This window comes from Shinella sp. G-2 (assembly GCF_050172695.1).
GTDB lineage: Bacteria > Pseudomonadota > Alphaproteobacteria > Rhizobiales > Rhizobiaceae > Shinella.
Window position 1 is genome coordinate 1 of sequence record NZ_JBBEYH010000011.1, and the last position, 17,596, is coordinate 17,596.

Annotated in this window: 15 protein-coding genes; 12 read left to right on the forward strand and 3 right to left on the reverse strand. The window is 63.9% G+C overall.

Annotation, left to right across the window (positions count from 1 at the left end):
• Positions 1–161: 161 nt before the first annotated feature.
• The 4 genes from V8U06_RS17355 (at position 162) to betA (ending at position 5,110) form a co-directional block, all read left to right on the forward strand.
• Positions 162–1,670, forward strand: coding sequence for an aldehyde dehydrogenase family protein (locus tag V8U06_RS17355; RefSeq protein ID WP_427141719.1), 1,509 nt, complete (start codon positions 162–164; stop codon positions 1,668–1,670).
• A gap of 108 nt (positions 1,671–1,778) precedes the next feature.
• Positions 1,779–1,946 (forward strand): hypothetical protein, encoded by a 168-nt coding sequence (locus V8U06_RS17360; protein WP_226922772.1) that lies wholly within the window; start codon positions 1,779–1,781, stop codon positions 1,944–1,946.
• Between the two features lies 1 nt (position 1,947).
• Positions 1,948–3,411 (forward strand): purine-cytosine permease family protein, encoded by a 1,464-nt coding sequence (locus V8U06_RS17365; RefSeq protein WP_427141720.1) that lies wholly within the window; start codon positions 1,948–1,950, stop codon positions 3,409–3,411.
• A 16-nt stretch (positions 3,412–3,427) separates the two neighbouring features.
• The gene (gene betA, locus V8U06_RS17370) at positions 3,428–5,110 is read left to right on the forward strand and encodes a choline dehydrogenase (protein ID WP_226922770.1); all 1,683 of its coding nucleotides are present in this window, start codon (positions 3,428–3,430) and stop codon (positions 5,108–5,110) included.
• A gap of 157 nt (positions 5,111–5,267) precedes the next feature.
• Here the strand turns inward: betA and V8U06_RS17375 are convergent, their stop codons facing one another.
• On the reverse strand, positions 5,268–6,737 hold the full coding sequence (locus tag V8U06_RS17375; RefSeq protein ID WP_427141721.1) for a PLP-dependent aminotransferase family protein: 1,470 nt from the start codon (positions 6,735–6,737) through the stop codon (positions 5,268–5,270).
• A 224-nt stretch (positions 6,738–6,961) separates the two neighbouring features.
• On the opposite strand from V8U06_RS17375, the gene V8U06_RS17380 reads away from it, so the two are divergent.
• The 6 genes from V8U06_RS17380 to V8U06_RS17405 all read left to right on the forward strand — a co-directional run bounded on the left by V8U06_RS17380 (position 6,962) and on the right by V8U06_RS17405 (position 12,721).
• Entirely contained in the window at positions 6,962–8,077 is a 1,116-nt protein-coding gene (locus V8U06_RS17380) for an ABC transporter substrate-binding protein (protein ID WP_226922768.1), read from the forward strand.
• Positions 8,078–8,140: 63 nt separating this feature from the next.
• Positions 8,141–9,025 carry an ABC transporter permease gene (locus V8U06_RS17385; protein ID WP_226922767.1) on the forward strand — a complete coding sequence of 295 codons (885 nt, stop codon included), beginning with the start codon at positions 8,141–8,143 and terminating at the stop codon, positions 9,023–9,025.
• A complete protein-coding gene (locus tag V8U06_RS17390; protein WP_427141722.1) occupies positions 9,025–9,810 on the forward strand; it encodes an ABC transporter permease in 786 nt (261 codons plus the stop codon). Before V8U06_RS17385 ends, V8U06_RS17390 begins: the two co-directional genes overlap by 1 nt.
• Positions 9,811–9,812: 2 nt before the next feature.
• Positions 9,813–10,871 carry an ABC transporter ATP-binding protein gene (locus V8U06_RS17395; RefSeq protein ID WP_427141723.1) on the forward strand — a complete coding sequence of 353 codons (1,059 nt, stop codon included), beginning with the start codon at positions 9,813–9,815 and terminating at the stop codon, positions 10,869–10,871.
• A gap of 12 nt (positions 10,872–10,883) precedes the next feature.
• A complete protein-coding gene (locus V8U06_RS17400; RefSeq protein ID WP_427141724.1) occupies positions 10,884–11,936 on the forward strand; it encodes a TIM barrel protein in 1,053 nt (350 codons plus the stop codon).
• Positions 11,933–12,721: an inositol monophosphatase family protein gene (locus V8U06_RS17405; protein WP_427141725.1), complete on the forward strand. Its 789-nt coding sequence runs from the start codon at positions 11,933–11,935 to the stop codon at positions 12,719–12,721. The genes V8U06_RS17400 and V8U06_RS17405 overlap by 4 nt, the downstream gene beginning before the upstream one ends.
• 89 nt (positions 12,722–12,810) lie before the next feature.
• On the opposite strand, the gene V8U06_RS17410 is transcribed toward V8U06_RS17405, so the two are convergent.
• Positions 12,811–13,704, reverse strand: coding sequence for a diguanylate cyclase (locus tag V8U06_RS17410; RefSeq protein ID WP_427141726.1), 894 nt, complete (start codon positions 13,702–13,704; stop codon positions 12,811–12,813).
• Between the two features lie 211 nt (positions 13,705–13,915).
• Positions 13,916–14,962 (reverse strand): class I SAM-dependent methyltransferase, encoded by a 1,047-nt coding sequence (locus V8U06_RS17415; protein ID WP_427141727.1) that lies wholly within the window; start codon positions 14,960–14,962, stop codon positions 13,916–13,918.
• Positions 14,963–15,217: 255 nt separating this feature from the next.
• Here V8U06_RS17415 and V8U06_RS17420 point away from each other — a divergent pair, with 255 nt between their 5' ends.
• Both V8U06_RS17420 and V8U06_RS17425 read left to right on the forward strand, forming a co-directional pair.
• The gene (locus V8U06_RS17420; protein WP_427141728.1) at positions 15,218–17,224 is read left to right on the forward strand and encodes a putative bifunctional diguanylate cyclase/phosphodiesterase; all 2,007 of its coding nucleotides are present in this window, start codon (positions 15,218–15,220) and stop codon (positions 17,222–17,224) included.
• A 65-nt stretch (positions 17,225–17,289) separates the two neighbouring features.
• Positions 17,290–17,556: a PepSY domain-containing protein gene (locus V8U06_RS17425; RefSeq protein ID WP_427141729.1), complete on the forward strand. Its 267-nt coding sequence runs from the start codon at positions 17,290–17,292 to the stop codon at positions 17,554–17,556.
• The last annotated feature ends 40 nt before the right edge of the window (positions 17,557–17,596 follow it).

A 17,596-nucleotide genomic window follows, 5' to 3' on the forward strand; every position in this document is an offset into this window, starting at 1 on the left:
GGAACCGCCATCCTGGCCGCCCAGGTTCTCATGAACCTCATCGGCCGCATCATGCATGCGAAGGCGCAGCAGCGCTGATCCAACAACAACGGAGCGCAATGCGGCAGGTCCGCATCGCAGGAGACCGGCGCGCTTCGGCGGCCGAAACGGGAGGAACCATCATGGACGCATCCGTCCGCACCTATCTGGATCAATACGGCGTCAGCGATGCGACACGGCGGTTTCTGGAAAAGCCGCAAAAGATGTTCATCGGCGGCGCCTGGGTCGATAGCAGCAACGGGGCGACCTTCGACATTTTCGAGCCCTCCACCGGCGGTCTGGTCACCCGTGGCCCTTCCGGCACGACGGACGATCTCGACCGTGCCGTCGCGGCCGCCCGTGCCCAGTTCGACGGCGGCGAATGGCACCGCCTGAAGCCGCTGGAGCGCGAGCGCCTGCTGCACCGGCTTGCCGATCTCATCGAAACCCATGCCGACGAATTGGCGGAGATCGAAGCCATCGACATGGGCAAGTCGGTGAGTTTCGCCCGCGAGATCGACATCCAGGGCACCATCGACACCTTCCGCTATTTCGCAGGCTGGCCGACCAAGCTGCATGGGCGCACCGTCGAGCCGTCCATTCCCGGCAACTATCTCGCCTATACCCGCAAGGAACCGCTCGGCGTCGTCGCCGCCATCGTGCCCTGGAATTTCCCGCTGCAGACCATGGCCTGGAAACTTGCCGCGGCGCTCGCGGCCGGCTGCACCGTCGTCGTCAAGCCGGCGGAGCTGACATCGCTGTCCACGCTGCGCTTTGCCGAACTGGTCGAGGAAGCCGGCATTCCCGCCGGCGTGGTCAATATCGTCACCGGCAAGGGCAGCGTGATCGGCGCGGCCATGTCGACCCATCCGGGCATCAACAAGGTCACCTTCACGGGTTCGACGCCGGTCGGGCAGGACGTCGGCCGTACGGCTGTCGGCAATCTCAAGCACGTGACGCTGGAGCTCGGCGGCAAGTCGCCGGTGCTGGTGCTCGACGACGCGGACCTTGCGAGCGCCGCGCGGGCGGTGGCAAACGGCGTGTTCTTCAATTCCGGTCAGGTCTGCGATGCCGGCACGCGCGTCTATATCCAGCGCTCGGTGCATGACGCCTTCCTCGAGGAACTTGTCGCGGTCACCAAAACGCTGAAGATGGCGCCGGGCCTCGACCGCGATTGTTATATCGGCCCGATGGTCTCGGCCCAGCAGAAGAAGGTCGTCGCCGGCTATATCGAGGCGGGCCTCAGCGAGGGCGCGAAACTCGTCCATGGCGGCGCAAATCCCGATGGCCCGGGCCATTTCATCGAGCCGGCCATCTTCGCCCATTGCACACCCGACATGCGCATCGTGCGCGAGGAAATCTTCGGGCCGGTGCTGGTGACGAGCCCCTTCGACACGCTGGAGGAGGCGATCTCACTGGCCAACGATACGCCCTTCGGCCTCGCCGCCGCGATCTATTCCAACGATCTCTCCCGCGTGCATACGCTGATCCCGCAACTGCATGCGGGCTCCGTCTACGTCAACGCGCACAGCACCATCGACCCATCCATGCCGTTCGGCGGCTTCAAGGATTCCGGCTTCGGCAAGGATCTGGGGCCGGAACAGCTCGACTATCTCATGGAGACCAAGGCGGTGTGGATCACGCTGCCGTAAGCCTGCCGGCCGCCGCCCATGGGCGGCCGCTTCGCACCATCGGCGGCTGATGGAGCCGCCTTCATCGCGGATAGACGCTTCAAGGCGCGGCGCGAAAGGGGAACGACAATGGAAAACGATATCGCCTGGCAGAACGAGCTCGCGCGTCGCGCGCGCATCTACGAGGACATCGAGGCGGGGCACCGCTTCGAAGGCACGATGACTGTCATCGACTACGCCTGCATGACGGCGCTGACGCTCGTGCTGGTGTTGGGTTTCTGGATCTGGGGAGCCTGATATGACCGATCACGTCAGCCATGGCGGCTTTGCCGCCGCCGAAACCGACCGGGCGGAAGCCGAGCGCAACCGCGCCGCCGCCGAGCGCGGCGACGCGCCGCTGCTGCCCTCCGAGCGACTCTGGGGTTTCTGGGAATTCACCTACGCCAATTCCGCGCTGGCCATTGCCACCTGGGCCTTCCTCATCGGCGGCTCGGTCGGCCTGTTCGTCGGGCCGAAGGAAGGCATCGCCGCCATCATCATCGGCAATATCGTCGGCGTCATGCTGACGGCGCTTGCGACCACGCCGCTTTCGGGCCGCTACGGGATCGAGCAGTTCGTCGCGTTGCGCAGCCAGTTCGGCTACAACGGCAGCCGCGTCGTCTATGTGCTGGCCGTGGTCATCCTCACCATGGGCTGGCTTGCCGTGCTGGCCATGATGTTCGGCCGTTCGATCGACGGCCTTGCGGCGCTGAGCGCCGGCGAGGCGGCCAATCCCACCGGCATCAAGATGATCATCGCCGCCGTGGGCGCGATCCTCGTCACCTGGTTCATCGTCGCCAAGGGGCCGACCTCGATCAAGTTCTTCAACATGGTCGTGTCGCCCGCGCTCGTCATCCTGATGGGCGTGATGCTCTACCTCATCCTGCAGCAGCGCTCGTTCTCCGAGCTGCTGGCGATGCCGGCGCTCGCGCCGCCCTTCGAGGACAACACCCTCAACTTCATCATCGCGATCGAAGTGAACCTTGCCGCGGGCTTCTCCTGGTGGCCCTATATCGGCAACCTTGCCCGCCTGACGAAGAACGAGCGCACCGCCTTCTGGCCGAACGTCGTCGGTATCTTCGGCGCCGCCGCGTTGGGGGAAATCGTCGGCCTGCTCGCAGCCGTCGCTCTCGGCGACAGCGATCCGACGATCTGGATGACCAAGATTGCCGGCCCGGTCATCGGCGTCATCGCGCTGCTCTTCGTCGCCTTCGCCAACATGACCTCGATGGCCAACATCCTCTATACCTCCATCGTCGGTCTTCGGCAGGTGGGCACGGCGTCGATCCGCGCCATCTCCTGGGGCACGATCCTCTTCCTGTTCTGCGTCATCCCATTGGGCCTCGTCGTCTTCTATCCGCAGATGTATGACGGCTTCTTCATCTTCCTCGTCTGGACCTCGGCGCTCAATTCCGCGCTCGCCGGCATCGGCATCGCCGACTACTTCTTCCTGCGTCGCCAGAAGCTCGACATGCGCAGCCTGCACGGCCCGCAGGAAAACGGTCCCTACCGTTTCTGGGGCGGCTTCAATCCGATCGGCCTCTTCGCTCTTGCCGTTGGCTTCGGGGTCTATGTGCTCGTCTTCAATCCGCAGACGCTCGCGAGCCTGCCGGCCTTCAAGTACCTCACCGCCTCCGTGCCTTCCTGCCTTGCGGCCGGTGCGGTCCACTATGTCCTGACCCGACTGTTCGCCCGCGGGCGCGGCTGGGGCCTCTACCCGTAACCTCTGGATGACAGCCATGACCGAGACCTACGACTACATCATCATCGGCGCCGGATCGGCCGGCTGCGTGCTTGCCAACCGTCTTTCGGAAGATCCGGCCACGAAGGTCCTGGTTCTCGAATATGGCGGCAGCGACAAGTCGATCTTCATCCAGATGCCGACGGCGCTGTCCATTCCGATGAACGGCACGAAGTACAACTGGAAATACATGACCTTGCCGGAGCCCGGCCTCGACGGTCGGCGGGTTCATTGCCCGCGCGGCAAGGTCATCGGCGGTTCCTCCTCCATCAACGGGCTTGTCTACATGCGCGGCCACGCCCGCGACTTCGACGAATGGGAGGAGCTGGGGGCACGCGGCTGGCGCTATGCCAATTGCCTGCCCTATTTCCAGCGGGCGGAAAGCTGGCAGGACGGGGGCGACGCCTATCGCGGCGCCACCGGGCCGCTTTCCACCAATGCCGGCAACAGGATGAAGAACCCGCTCTACAAGGCCTTCGTCGATGCCGGCCATGAGGCCGGCTACATCACCACCGAGGATCCGAACGGCCACATGCAGGAAGGCTTCGGCCCCATGCACATGACCGTCAAGGACGGCGTGCGCTGGTCGACGGCCAATGCCTATCTCAAGCCCGCGATGAGCCGGCCCAACCTCACCGTCGTCACCCATGCCATGACGCGCCGCGTGCTGCTGGAAGGCAAGCGCGCCGTCGGCGTGGAATACGAACTGGGCGGTGGCCAGCGCGTCGTGGCCAAGGCGAGCCGAGAGGTGCTTATTTCCTCCGGCCCGATCGGCTCGCCGCATCTCCTGCAGCGCTCCGGCATCGGTCCGGCCGCCGTGCTGCAAAAGGCGGGCGTCGAGGTTCTGCACGACCTGCCGGGCGTCGGCGAGAACCTGCAGGACCATTCGGAAGTCTACATCCAGTATGCCTGCAAGGAGCCGATCACGCTCAACGGCAAGATGGGACTTCTGAGCCGCGCCCTGATCGGTGCGGAATGGCTGCTGTTCAAGAAGGGGCTTTCGGTCTCCAATCATTTCGAGAGCGGTGGCTTCATCCGTTCCGACGCCGCGCTGCAATGGCCGGATATCCAGTTCCACTTCCTGCCCGCCGCCATGCGCTATGATGGCAAGAAGCCGCTCGACGGCCACGGTTTCATGGTGCTGACCGGTCCGAACAAGCCGAAGAGCCGCGGTTATGTGCGCCTGCGGTCGCCGGAAGCCCATGAGCAGCCCGACATCCTCTTCAACTATCTCGATCGCGAGGAGGATCGCGAGGGCTTCCGCCGGTGTCTACGGCTCACCCGCGAGATCGTCGCCCAGCCGGCCTTCGACCGCTTCCGCGGCGAGGAGATCGCGCCAGGCAAGGACGTGCGCAGCAATGACGAGATCGACGCCTGGGTGCGCGAGACGATGGAAAGCACCTATCATCCCTGCGGTTCGTGCCGCATGGGCGAGGATGGCATGGCGGTCGTCAACAGCGACCTCAAGGTGCGTGGTCTCGAAGGTCTCCGGGTGATCGACAGCTCCGTCTTCCCTGCCGAGCCCAACGCCAACCTCAACGCGCCGACCATCATGCTTGCCGAACGCGCCTCCGACATCGTGCGCGGCAAGCCGCTTCTCGCCGCCTCGAACGCGGAGGTCGGCGTTGCGCCCGGCGTCGGCGTCACCCAGCGCAGCGGCACGCCGATGCGCAGCCTGTAGGCAGCGACGATGCCACGCGGGATCGGCCATGGGATTGTCCGGCGGGATCCCGAGGGGCCCGAGGAGCCGCGCGACTGGGCGCTTTTCATCGAAGCGCTCTTTCGCGGGCTCATGGCCCGTTTCGCCGGCGCGCCCGTCAGGACCGGCGAGGGCCGCCTCAGGACGTGGAAAGCGTCTCGGCAAGGCGGTCGAGATAGGGGCGCATACGCTCTGCCGGCACGCCGGCATAACCGAGGATGAGGGCGTCCGGTCTCGCGGTCGCTATCGTGTAGTCGGACAGCGGATAACATTGCAGGCCGGCGTCCAGCACATCCTGTTGCACCGTCCGGTCTTTTCGCCCGTTCCGGAGCCAGACCAGCGCGTTGAGCCCGCTTTCGGAGCATTCGATCTCGGCGAGCCCGGCGAGGGCGGCTTGCCCCGCATCGATGAAGGCGCTGCGGCGTTCGGCATAGAGGCCGCGCATGCGGCGCAGGTGGCTGGCGAAATGGCCGCCGCCGATGAATTCCGCCAGCGCGAGCTGCGTTTCGACCGGCACGCTGCGATGGATCAGGCCGGAAAGATTGCGGAAGGTGCCGACGAGTTGCGGCGGCGGCACCAGAAAGCCGATGCGGATGCCGGGATAGAGCGCCTTGCTGAAGCTGCCCGCATAGATCACCCGTCCATGGCTGTCGATGGAGCGTATCGAGGGCAGGGGCGCGCCGTCGTAGCGAAACTCGCTGTCGTAGTCGTCCTCGATGATCCAGGCGTCGTTTGCCCGCGCCCATTCGAGAAGCGCGAGCCGGCGTGGCAGGGAAAGCGTCACGCCGAGCGGATGATGGCGCGAGGGCATGACGAAGGCGAGCCGTGCATCGGGATGACGCGCCATTGCGCCCGCGACGTCCATGCCGTCGGCGTCGACATCGGCAAGGCAGAGATCGAGACCGAGCGTGCGGAACAGGTTGGACGTGGTGACGGGACCGGGGTCTTCGAACCAGACGCCGTCGCCCGCATCGGCGAGAGCCAGTGCGGCGAGCGTGAAGGCGGCATGGCCGCCGGGAGTGATGACGATCTGTTCCGGATCACAGGGATCGCGCCGGTGCAGGGCGAGATATTCGGCGATCCGCTGGCGCAGCACGAATTCTCCCGCGACATCGCCATAGCCCATGCCCGCGCTACCGCTGCGTGCGCCGGCATTCCAGCATTTGCGCCAGACGGCGAAGGGAAACCGGTCGAGCGCCGGCTGGTTGGGCAGGAAAGGCCTCGGCTCCACGCGGCCGATCGCCGCCGAAACCCCGCGCGACGCGGCACCGATCCGCGACAGTCTCGGCGGGGCATCGTCTTCGGTCGGCGCAACACGCGCTTTTGCCGGCCGACGCGGCAGGGCCGCCGAAACATAGGTGCCCGCGCCTTGACGCGCCTCCAGATATCCCTCCGCCTTCAGGTTCTCCAGCACCCGCACCAGCGTCTGGCGCGACAGGCCCAGCTCCTCGCAAAGGATGCGGCTTGCCGGCAGGCGCGTGCCGGCCCGCAGATGCCCCTGCAGGATCGCGGTGCGCAACTGGTCCTGCACCTGGCGGAATTTCGGCAGCGCCGTGCCCGCGTCCAGGCGGAGAAACGGCAGGATCGGGCCTTCAAGCTGCTTGGCCAAGGGAGGCTCCAAAATTGGTACAGTCAAATGCATAATAATGGACGTTTTATTGTTGTCCAATTGTTACATGCTGCACCTACACGAAACGCACCGATGCAGCCCCTCAGGACGCAGACAGAGTGCGGGGGAACCGGAATGCACCGGATCGCGATTGCGACCGGAAGCACAGACCGACTGACAGCCAATGCTCACCATCCGTCACAGACGGTAAACAGGAGGACTTCATGACGCGCCTATCCCATGCCGCCCGCTCGGCTTTCGTTTCCACACTTGCCATCGCCGCCGCGCTGCCGGGCCTTGCCCGCGCCGAGGCCCCGCAGGATCTTGTCGATGCCGCCACGAAGGAGGGCATGCTGACGGTCATCGCCCTGCCGCACGACTGGTGCAATTACGGTGCGGTCATCGAAGGCTTCAAGGCGAAGTATCCCGGCATCACCGTCAACGAGCTGAACCCGGACGCCGGCACGGCCGACGAACTGGAAGCCATCCGTTCCAACAAGGGCAATACTGGCTCCCAGGCACCCGACGTCGTCGATCTCGGCCTCGCCTTTGCACCGGCGGCCACGAAGGAAGGCCTGCTGCAGCCCTACAAGGTCGCGACCTGGGACGAGATCCCCGACAACATCAAGGACGCGGACGGCTACTGGTACGGCGACTATTACGGCGTCATGGCCTTCGGCATCAACAAGGACCTGATCCAGACCCCGCCGGCCGACTGGGCCGACCTCACCAAGCCGGAATATTCCGGTTCCGTCGCGCTGACCGGCGATCCGCGGTCCTCGGCGCAGGCGATCCTCGCGCTGATGTCGGCCGGTATTTCGCGCGGCGCAGAGCCGGGCGCGGATTCCGGCAAGAAGGGCCTGGAACTCTTCGCCGAGCTGAACAAGGCCGGCAATTTCGTGCCCGTCCTCGGCAAGGCCGGCACCATCGCGCAGGGCCAGACCCCGATCATCGCCGCCTGGGACTACAACCTGCTCTCCTGGCGCGATGCGCTGAACGGCAACCCGCCGATGGACGTCATCGTGCCGACGACGGGCGTGGTCGCCGGCGTCTATGTGCAGGCGATCTCGGCCTATGCGCCGCACCCGAACGCCGCAAAGCTCTGGATGGAATATCTCTATTCCGACGAGGGCCAGACCGGCTGGCTGAAGGGTTACTGTCATCCCGCCCGCTTCAACGCCATGCTGAAGGCCGGGAAGTTCCCGCAGGACCTGCTCGACAAGCTGCCGCCGGCCGAAGCCTATGAAAAGGCGATCTTCCCGTCCGTCGAGGCGCTCGACGCCAACAAGAGCGCCATCGTCGAAGGCTGGGACAAGGTCGTCGGCGCCAACGTGAAGTAACCTTCAGAGCCGGAGGCGCCGCTTGCCGTGCGCCTCCGGCCAAACCTCTCCGGGAAACATCCGATGACGACAAGCGCCGCTTTTCTGCCGGCGGCCTTGCGGCCGCGGCAACTCATCAACTGGATCGGGGTTGCCCCGTTCTTCCTCTTCGCCACGCTGTTCCTGATCCTGCCGACGCTCAACATCGTCATCGGCGCCTTCCGCAATCCGCAAGGGCAGGTGACGCTGGAAAATCTCGGCAAGCTGCTCTCGCCTTCCATCCGCTCGGCCTTCTGGATTTCCATCGAACTCAGCCTGCTGACGGCCGCGCTCGGCTGCTTCTTCGGTTTCCTCATCGCCGCCGCCATCACGCTCGGCGACCTGCCGCGCTGGCTTCGCAACGGCATCATCACCTTCTCGGGCGTCGCCTCGAACTTCGCCGGCGTGCCGCTCGCCTTCGCCTTCATCGCCACGCTCGGCCGTCTCGGTTTCGTGACCATGCTGCTGCGCAACTGGTTCGGCATCAATCTCTACGGTTCCGGCTTCAATATCGTCTCGTTCCTGGGGCTGGCGCTCACCTATCTCTACTTCCAGATCCCGCTGATGGTGCTGATCATCACGCCCGCGCTGGAAGGCCTGCGCCGCGAATGGCGCGAGGCGGCCGAAAGCCTCGGCGCGTCCGGCGCGCAATACTGGCGGATGGTGGCGCTGCCGGTGCTCTGGCCCTCGCTGCTCGGCACGCTGGCGCTGCTGTTCGCCAATGCCTTCGGCGCCGTCGCCACGGCCATCGCGCTCACCGGTTCCTCGCTCTCCATCGCGCCCATCGTGCTCTTCGCGCAGATCCGCGGCGACGTGCTGAACGATCCGCATCTCGGCTATGCCATTGCCTTCGGCATGATCGCGCTCACCGCCGTCGCCAACGGCATCTATATCCTGCTGCGCATGCGCGCCGAACGGTGGGTGAAGTGATGGGAAAACGCTTCTGGTCCCTCTTCGCCGTCGCGCTCGGCGGCCTCTATTTCCTGCTGCCGCTTGCCGGCATGGTCGATTTCTCGATGCGCATGAAGCGCGGCGAATACAGTTTCGAAGCCTATCGCATCGTGCTCGCCGATCCGCAGTTCCAGCAGACCTTCCTCTATTCGGTGGGGCTTGCGCTGCTGACGATCGTGCTCGGCATCCTGCTGGTCGTGCCGACGGCTTATTTCGTGCGGCTCCGGCTTCCCGGCCTCAGGCCCGTCATCGAGTTCATCACGCTCCTGCCGCTGGTCATTCCGCCCATCGTCATCGTCTTCGGCTATATCCGCATCTACAACACGTCCTCGATCCTGCCGCTGACGGGAACCTGGTGGGGCACCAACCTGCTGCTGCTTTTCGGCTACGCGACGCTGGCGCTACCCTACATGTACCGTTCGGTCGACACGGGCCTGCGCACCATCGACATCGCCAGCCTCACCGAGGCGGCGCAGTCGCTCGGGACGGGCTGGGCGCGCATCCTCGCCGTCGTCATCCTGCCGAACGTCTTCGTCTCGGTCCTGTCGGGCGCCTTCCTGACCTTCGCCATCGTCATCGGCGAATATGTCTTCGCCGCCCTGCTCAACGTCAATTCCTTCGGCCCCTACATGGTCTGGATGGGCGGCAATCGCGCCTATGAGCCCTCGGCGCTCGCCGTCCTCGCCTTTGCCATCACCTGGGCCTGCATGGGGCTGATCCAGCTCGTCACCCGCTTTTCCAAATTCTCCACCGTGAGGCGTTGACCATGGCCTTTCTCGATATCCATCACCTGCAAAAATCCTTCGGCGCGCTGCGCGTCGTGAAAGACTTCTCCCTCGGCATCGAAAAGGGCGAGTTCGTCTCCTTTCTCGGTCCGTCCGGCTGCGGCAAGACCACGGTGCTGCGCATGGTCGCCGGCTTCGAGACGCCGACATCGGGCGCGATCCGCATCGACGGGCGCGATGTTACGACCCTTCCCGCCAACCGGCGCAAGATCGGCATGGTCTTCCAGGCCTATGCGCTCTTTCCCAACCTGACCGTGGCCGACAATATCGGCTTCGGCCTGAAGGTGGCGGGCGAGGACAAGGCGTCGATCTCCAGGCGCGTAGCGGAAATGCTGACGCTGATCGGCCTGCCGCAGCTCGGCGATCGTTATCCCTTCCAGCTCTCCGGCGGCCAGCAGCAGCGCGTGGCGCTGGCCCGCGCGCTGGCGCCCCGCCCGCAGGTGCTGCTGCTCGACGAACCCCTCTCCGCGCTCGATGCCAAGATCCGGATCAGCCTGCGCGAGGAGATCCGCCGCATCCAGCAGGAACTCGGCATCACCACGATCTTCGTGACGCACGACCAGGAGGAGGCGCTCTCCATCTCGGATCGCATCGTCGTCATGCACCAGGGCATCGCCGACCAGGTCGGCACGCCCTTCGAGATCTACAATCGTCCGGCAACGCGGTTCGTGGCGGAGTTCGTCGGCACGCTCAATCTCGTCGATGCCGATGTGATGGAGGCGGCCAATGGCCGCGTTCGCCTCGGCGAGGTGCCCGTCGCGCTGAACCGGCCGCTGTCGGCGCGCGCCGGCGAGCGTATCAGCCTGGCGCTTCGGCCGGAAACGGTGGCGCTCGGACGGGCCGAGGGGCACGACGTGGTGCTTGCCGGCCGCATCGCCGAGGTGCATTTCCTGGGTTCGGTGATCCGCATTCGCGTCATGGTCGGCGACCAGAGCCTTTCCCTCGACACGTTCAACCAGCCCGACCGGCCGCCGCCGGCCGTCGGCGCGGCCGTCGAGGTCAGCATCTGCGATCGCGACCTGCTGGTCCTCGCCGCCTGAAGGATGCGCAACGTGAACGACGGAGGAGCCGATACCGTGACGGAAATGCCATGGAGCCTTGACCCGCCGGACTGGCGCAAGTCGATCGCCGCGCTTGACCCGGCAAGCCGCACCCGGCTTGCGGCGCGCGCGCGGAGCGCACCGCTCTTTGCCCATGCCTATGCCTTTCATCTCAACATGCGCTTCGGGGGCATGACGCCGTTGCAGCTTGCGGATTTTGCTGCCGATCAGCGCCTTTGCGGTCTCAAGCTGCATGTCGACGACGGAGAGCATGCCAGCCTCAGCCGCATGGACGGCGACGCGCTGGCGGCTTTCGCCGCACAGCTCAAGGCGCGCGGGCTGGAACTCCATGTCGAGACCAGCACCACCGAGGCGTCCGGTCTTTCCGACGCCGTGCGCATCGCGCTTGCCACGGATGCGACCTCGCTACGCTGCTATCCCCGTTACGAGGGGCGGGTGTCGCAGATCATCGCCTGGACGATCGCCGATCTTCGCCGCCTTGCCGATTTCGATCCGGAGGGCCGGCTGCGCTATACGCTGGAGCAGCACGAGGATCTGAAATCGGAAGAGCTGGTGCACATCGTCAAGGCGGTCGCCAATCCGCGTCTCAGCCTGCTCTTCGATTTCGGCAACATGATCAACGCCTACGAGCTGCCCATGTCGGCGCTGGCGATCCAGAATTCCTATATCACAGAGGTTCATGTCAAGGATTGCCTCGTCAAGCCGGATCGCGGCGGCTGGGCGCATCTGGCCAGCGTATCGGGCGAGGGCCACCTGCCCATGCAGGCGATGTTCGTGGACCTGCTTCTGCTCGGCGAAGATCGCCCGCAGGTCCTCGCCTTCGGTCTGGAGGAGGAGGAGGGCTATTTTGCCCCGGCCCTGCGCCGCCCGTCGGATGCGCCGGATCCTTTCATTCCCGCCCGCACCGCAAGCTTCACCGATCTCGGACCGGGGGACCTTGCGCCGCGCCTGAGCCGCGAGGCCGCGGCCGCCCACCGGCAGGTGGAGACGGTCCGCACCATGCTCGACGACATCGCCCAGGAAGCCGAAAGGAACGACGGATGAACGCGCAAACCACCTGCCCGCCAGCCTTTCTGGCGCTCGCCCATGCCATGGCGGATGCCGCCGCCGAGACGATCCGTCCCTGGTTCCGCAAGCGGATGGAGGTCGATGCCAAGGCCGATGCCAGTCCCGTCACCATCGCCGACCGCGATGCGGAAACGATCATGCGCCGCATGATCGAGGATGCGTTCCCGGAGCACGGCATCAGGGGCGAGGAGTTTGGCGTCTGCCGGGCCGATGCGGATTGGGTCTGGGTGCTCGACCCGATCGACGGCACGAAATCCTTCCTCTCCGGCTCGCTCGCCTTCGGCACCCAGATCGCGCTGCTGTACCGGGGCAGACCCGTTCTCGGCCTGATCAACCAGCCGATCACCGGCGAACGCTGGCTCGGCACCGGTGCTTCTGCAACGCTCAACGGCGAACCGATCCGGACCAGCGACAAAACCCGGCTTGACGAGGCCATTCTCTACACGTCCGCCCTGGAACAGTTCGACCGCGCGCGCCACGACCATTTCGCGGCGCTCGCCGCGAAGGTCCGCTTCAGCCGCTTCTCGCATGACTGCTATGCCGCCGGTCTGCTTGCGCTCGGCGGCATCGACATTCTCGTCGAAAGCAATGTCTTCGACTACGACATCCTGCCGCAAATGCCGATCATCGAGGCGGCCGGCGGCATCGTGACGGACTGGGAGGGACGGCCGCTGGCGGACGCGTCGCGATACGACACGGTGCTGATGGCGGCCAACGAGGCAATGCATCGCGCGGTGCTGGCGGTCCTGCATCGCGGATGACCTTGCGTCCGCTTGCGGCTCATCCCTCGATGAGCCGCCTCGTCTGTCTCCGGATCGCTCCGGTCGCCAGAAGCTGATGGGTCAGGCAGTCAGAGGGACGATACCCGATTGCGGCCGGATCGCTTCGACAGATACAGCCCCTCATCGGCGCGCTTCAATATGTCGCCGGACGTGCGGTCCGGTGGACAGATTTCACTGACGCCGCCGCTGATCGTCGACTCGTAGCGCACGGCTTCCCGCAGGCTCACCGGAACGGACTTGCGAAGCCGCTCGGCGATTTCCAGGGCATCGCGACAATGCGTGCCGGGCATGACGACCACGAATTCGTCTCCGCCAAATCGCGCGACGACGTCATTTTCACGCAGATGCTGGCGGCAGAGCCTTGCAATCTCGACAAGCGCAGCATCGCCGGCGTGATGTCCCATTTCATCGTTGAGGCGCTTGAAGTTGTCGAGGTCGAACACCAGCACCGAGGTCGGAACCTTTTCGCGCTCGAAGGCGACCATACGGTCGTCCAGGGTCGCGATCAGCTTTCGGCGGTTGTAGAGCCCGGTCAGAGCGTCGGTCTCGCTCAGTTGCCGCAGCGTCTGCTGGGTTGCGTTCTTGTCGGTGATGTTGCTGGCCACCCAGACGACGGCTGCCTCGCCCTCCACGGGAAAATCCAGCGCCTGAACGCGGCCTTCGAACCAGATGGAATGATCGGGCCCGTCGCCGGCCCCCTTCACGTCACGACCACCGAGTTCGTATTCGACGATATGGAGCGCGCCGCTTTCCAGCGCCTTTTCGATCTGCGCGGCGAACCACCGGGCTTTTTCCTCCTTCAGCACGTCGAACATGCTGCGCCCCACAAGGTGGCTGCCATCGTGATAGTGCCTGAGGTCCTTTCCTCCGAAAACGGCGGCATAGCGGCCGCTACGGGTGAGGATGAATGCGGGATCGGGAAGCGAAGACAGGATCGACGTGAGTTGCTGCTGCGTGAACACGGATAACCTTCCCGCCTTTCCGAAGGGACCAACGCGCGTGCGGAGCCTCCCCGATCGTCAATACGCCGGCCTGCCGCCGGCGCATCAATTGCCCAACCAATCTGCCGCAAAACTGCTTCGATTTCCTAAATGCCCGACGGCGCGGAAAGACGGTATCGCTCCGCCGGGTGGTACGGGCCGACACGCAAACGGCCAACCCGGCCCGGCGAGGCTACGCCAGCTTCGTTATGGTGCTGTACAGGATGTTGCGGTTGGCACCGAACCAGACCGTCTTCGTGAAGGCATTTTCCGCCGCGCTTTCATTGGCAATCCGCCACATGTCTGCCTCGGACCGCTGGATAAGCTCCCAGTTCATATAGGATTCCATATAGCCGTCGTCGGCCATCTCGTTGGAAAAGTTCGCAAAGAGGAAGACGCCACCTGGTTTCAGCATTTCCAGGCAGATCCGCGTGAGCTGGATCGCCACCCGGTCCGTCAGGTAGTCGTACAGGCCCGCCGCATAGATGAGATCGAACGTGCCGAGCCGATGCTTGCGCATAAGCAAGCCGCGGACGGAGCCATCGATCGGCTCGACAGCGGTTCCCTCGAATTGCCTGAGGATCGAGGCGATACTTTGGGGGTCCTGGTCAAGGGCAACCCAGCGCTTGAGGCGTCCTTCGGCCAGAGCGACCGATGTTTCCGCCTCGCGAAGATGGCCGGCGGCGATGGCCAATATCTCGGCGTCCGACCCGGCACGAATGGCCGTCTCATCGACGTGGCGGGTCAGGATGTCGCGACGTTCTCTTACGGCGACCGGGCCGGGCGCGTTGATCGTGCATTCGAAGATCTCCAGGCCGAGGCGGGTGGAGCGGGCCACGTCGTCTGCCACAGCCGGATGCCCATAGATAAAGTCTATGAGCGTTGCATCGCCGGAATACCCCCGCGGTTTTTCATAGGACCAGCGCGTGAACGGGCATTGCTGCAGGATCGTCGCCGAGGAATGGGCCTGAATGAGCGGGATGAGCTGCTGCCATACGGCATCGCCGAATTTCGTCCTTATGTCATGGAGCTGGTCGATCAACCACCTCACCGTTTGCGGCCGGTTGTTCCCCGCATCGAAGCGCTGCATTGCAATGTTGATGACGATCGCAAATTCGGCCTCGGCCGTTCGAAGACGGTCACTCTCGTTGCCCGGGCTCGGGGAGGGGCGCAGCGTGTTGTTGACGGCGTGGGGTGTGATCAGGCTTTGGCCATCGAGGGAAAAGAGGGGTTCAGCCATGGAAATCTCACTCGTGAAAAAAGACTCAAAAGATTAGGTAAAATCTTAAGCATTTTCGTCGAGGTCAAGCGCCAAGGCTGGCGCCAGGGTCGCCTTGTGATCCCAATTTTAGAAACTGTTAGTGAAGCCGAGCGATACTCTACCCGCTTTTGGAGTTGCTCGGGCGCTCTCGGTTGATGTGGTGCCCGTGTGCAGCTATCCAGCAGCGAGCGGCTTGCGTTGGGCAACTGCTGAAAAATGGTGGGTGGCAGGGGCATGATGCACGTGTTAGCCGAAACCGCAGCCGCCACAACGCGGCCCCCGCTTTCGCAGGAACAGTTGCGTCATCTGTACAAGCAGAACAGCGAGGACAGCCGAAAGAGCGCCACGCGCAGCGGCCTCTGGATCGCAGTCGCCGCCTACCTTGCCTACTCGTTCACGGACTACCTGTTTATCGGCGATGTGGTCCAGTACACGATGACCGGCCGGGGCGCCGTGGGCGTGAGCGCACTGTGCATGCTGGAGCTCCTGCTCTACCGCAAGGCAAAGGCCGATACGGTCGATATTGCGGCGGCGGTGTCCGTTCTCGCAGCCTATCTCGTGTGGCTGCTCACCGCCCAGATGACCTCGATCAAGGAGGCATTTTCCTACTATATGGTTTTTGGCGCGATCTTCATGATGAGCGTCAATCTGTTCTTCAGCTTTCGCTTTCCGGTCGCTCTTGCGGCTTCTGCAACGAACATGCTCATCTTCATCGGCGCTCTCTTTTTGTTCGCGCCGATGCTGCTTCTGCACAAATTGATCCTCGGCGCATTCTGCATTTCGTGTTTTGTCTTTACGTCCTACGTGAATCTGCAGCTTAACAGGGAGCGCTACAAGGTCTTCCTCAACGCATTCGAAGCCAGCCTGCAGCAGGCTGCGGCGGAAGAGAGGGGCAAGGCCCTTCTGCACCTTTCGAATACCGACCCGTTGACCGGCCTCAAGAACAGACGGGCAATCGATGAACTTCTGCAGGATCACTGGCAGCGCTGGCACGACCACAAGATACCCTTTGCCGTCCTGCTCATCGATGTCGACTATTTCAAGCACTACAACGACGGCTATGGCCATCTGGAAGGGGACCGGTGTCTGATCGCGGTATCCCACCTTCTGCGCCGCGTCGCCTCTGCCTCCGGCTCGATCATTGGCCGATACGGGGGCGAGGAGTTCATCGTCATCACGCCCTTGCAGACTTTGGAACGGGCCACCGAGGTGGCAAATACCATGTGTGCTGCCGTCCGGGCGTTGGCCTGGCCCCACGAGCACAGGCGGGATGGCACCACCGTCATCACGGTCAGTGTGGGCGTGTCCTATACGAGGGATGCAACCAAGCAGGTCGAAAAGGTCATCTATGAAGCCGACCGCGCGCTTTACGCCGCGAAGGCCGCAGGCCGCAACACCCTCCTGGTCTTCGATCCTGAAAGCGCCCAATTTGCCGATGATAGCGAGGACATAGCCGCGACTTTGAAGATCGCGCTTCAACAGGACCTTGTCTCCCTCGTCTATCAGCCGATCCGGAACGTCCAGACCGGCAAGATGGACGCGGTCGAAGCCTTGATGCGTTTGAGGATGCTGGACGGAACGCCCGTATCGCCAGCGAAGTTTATTCCGGTTGCGGAGAGGACAGGTTCGATCATCGAACTCGGCCGGTGGGCCATTCGCACGGTGTGCCAGAACCTGCTGGCAACCGATCTGGTGCCGGTTGCCAGCGTCAACGTTTCCCCGATCGAACTCAAGAAGTCGGGTTTCGCCCACTATGTCGAAGCCACATTGGAAGAATTCTCCCTGACCGGCGGGCGGCTTGCTCTCGAAATCACCGAGGGCGCCGAGATGGAAATCGATCAGGATGTCGTTCGTTGCATCAGCGACCTGCGAAGCCTGGGCGTTCAGGTCTGGCTCGACGATTTTGGAACCGGGTTCGCAGGGCTCTCGTGGCTTCGCCTGATCGAGTTCGACACCGTCAAGATCGATCGATCCTTTCTCCATGACTGCGGCACGGAGAGAGGCAAGAGGATGTTGCTCGACATCATCGGCCTGCTGCGCAATCGCGGCGTGAAGATTCTCGTCGAAGGCGTTGAAACGATTGAACATCAGCGGCTGATGCAGCAATATGGCATCAACCAGCTCCAGGGATATTATGTGGGAATGCCGGTGCCGGCGACCCAGCTCGAAGCCAGTAACGTGCTCCAGTTCAACATGATCAGCGGTGCCGATAACAAACGTCTGTCCCGGAACGGGCAATAGGTTCTGTTTGGAACCTGCCGCCGGATGCGCCGTTTGGTATCCCGATCGATGTGATGGAGGCCGATATGAAAATGCGGACCGCAATTGTCGCTGGCGTTCTCGCCCTCTCGCTGACGCCTGCAATGGCTGAGGACGCAAAACCGCGCGCCGAGGATGGCAAGAAGCCATCCGAGATATTGGCGGCTGTAGAGGGGCGCCCCGACTTCCTGCGGCTTGTCGAGATGTCGTGGAATGAGCGTGGCTACTACGAGATCGAGTATCGCACGCGCGACAAGGCGAAGGTCGAGATCAATATCAATCCGAAGAGTGGCGAGCCGGTCGACCAGGAATAGGGGCAATCCTGGCGGTCCTGCGCCTTCCTGCAGGCGCCCA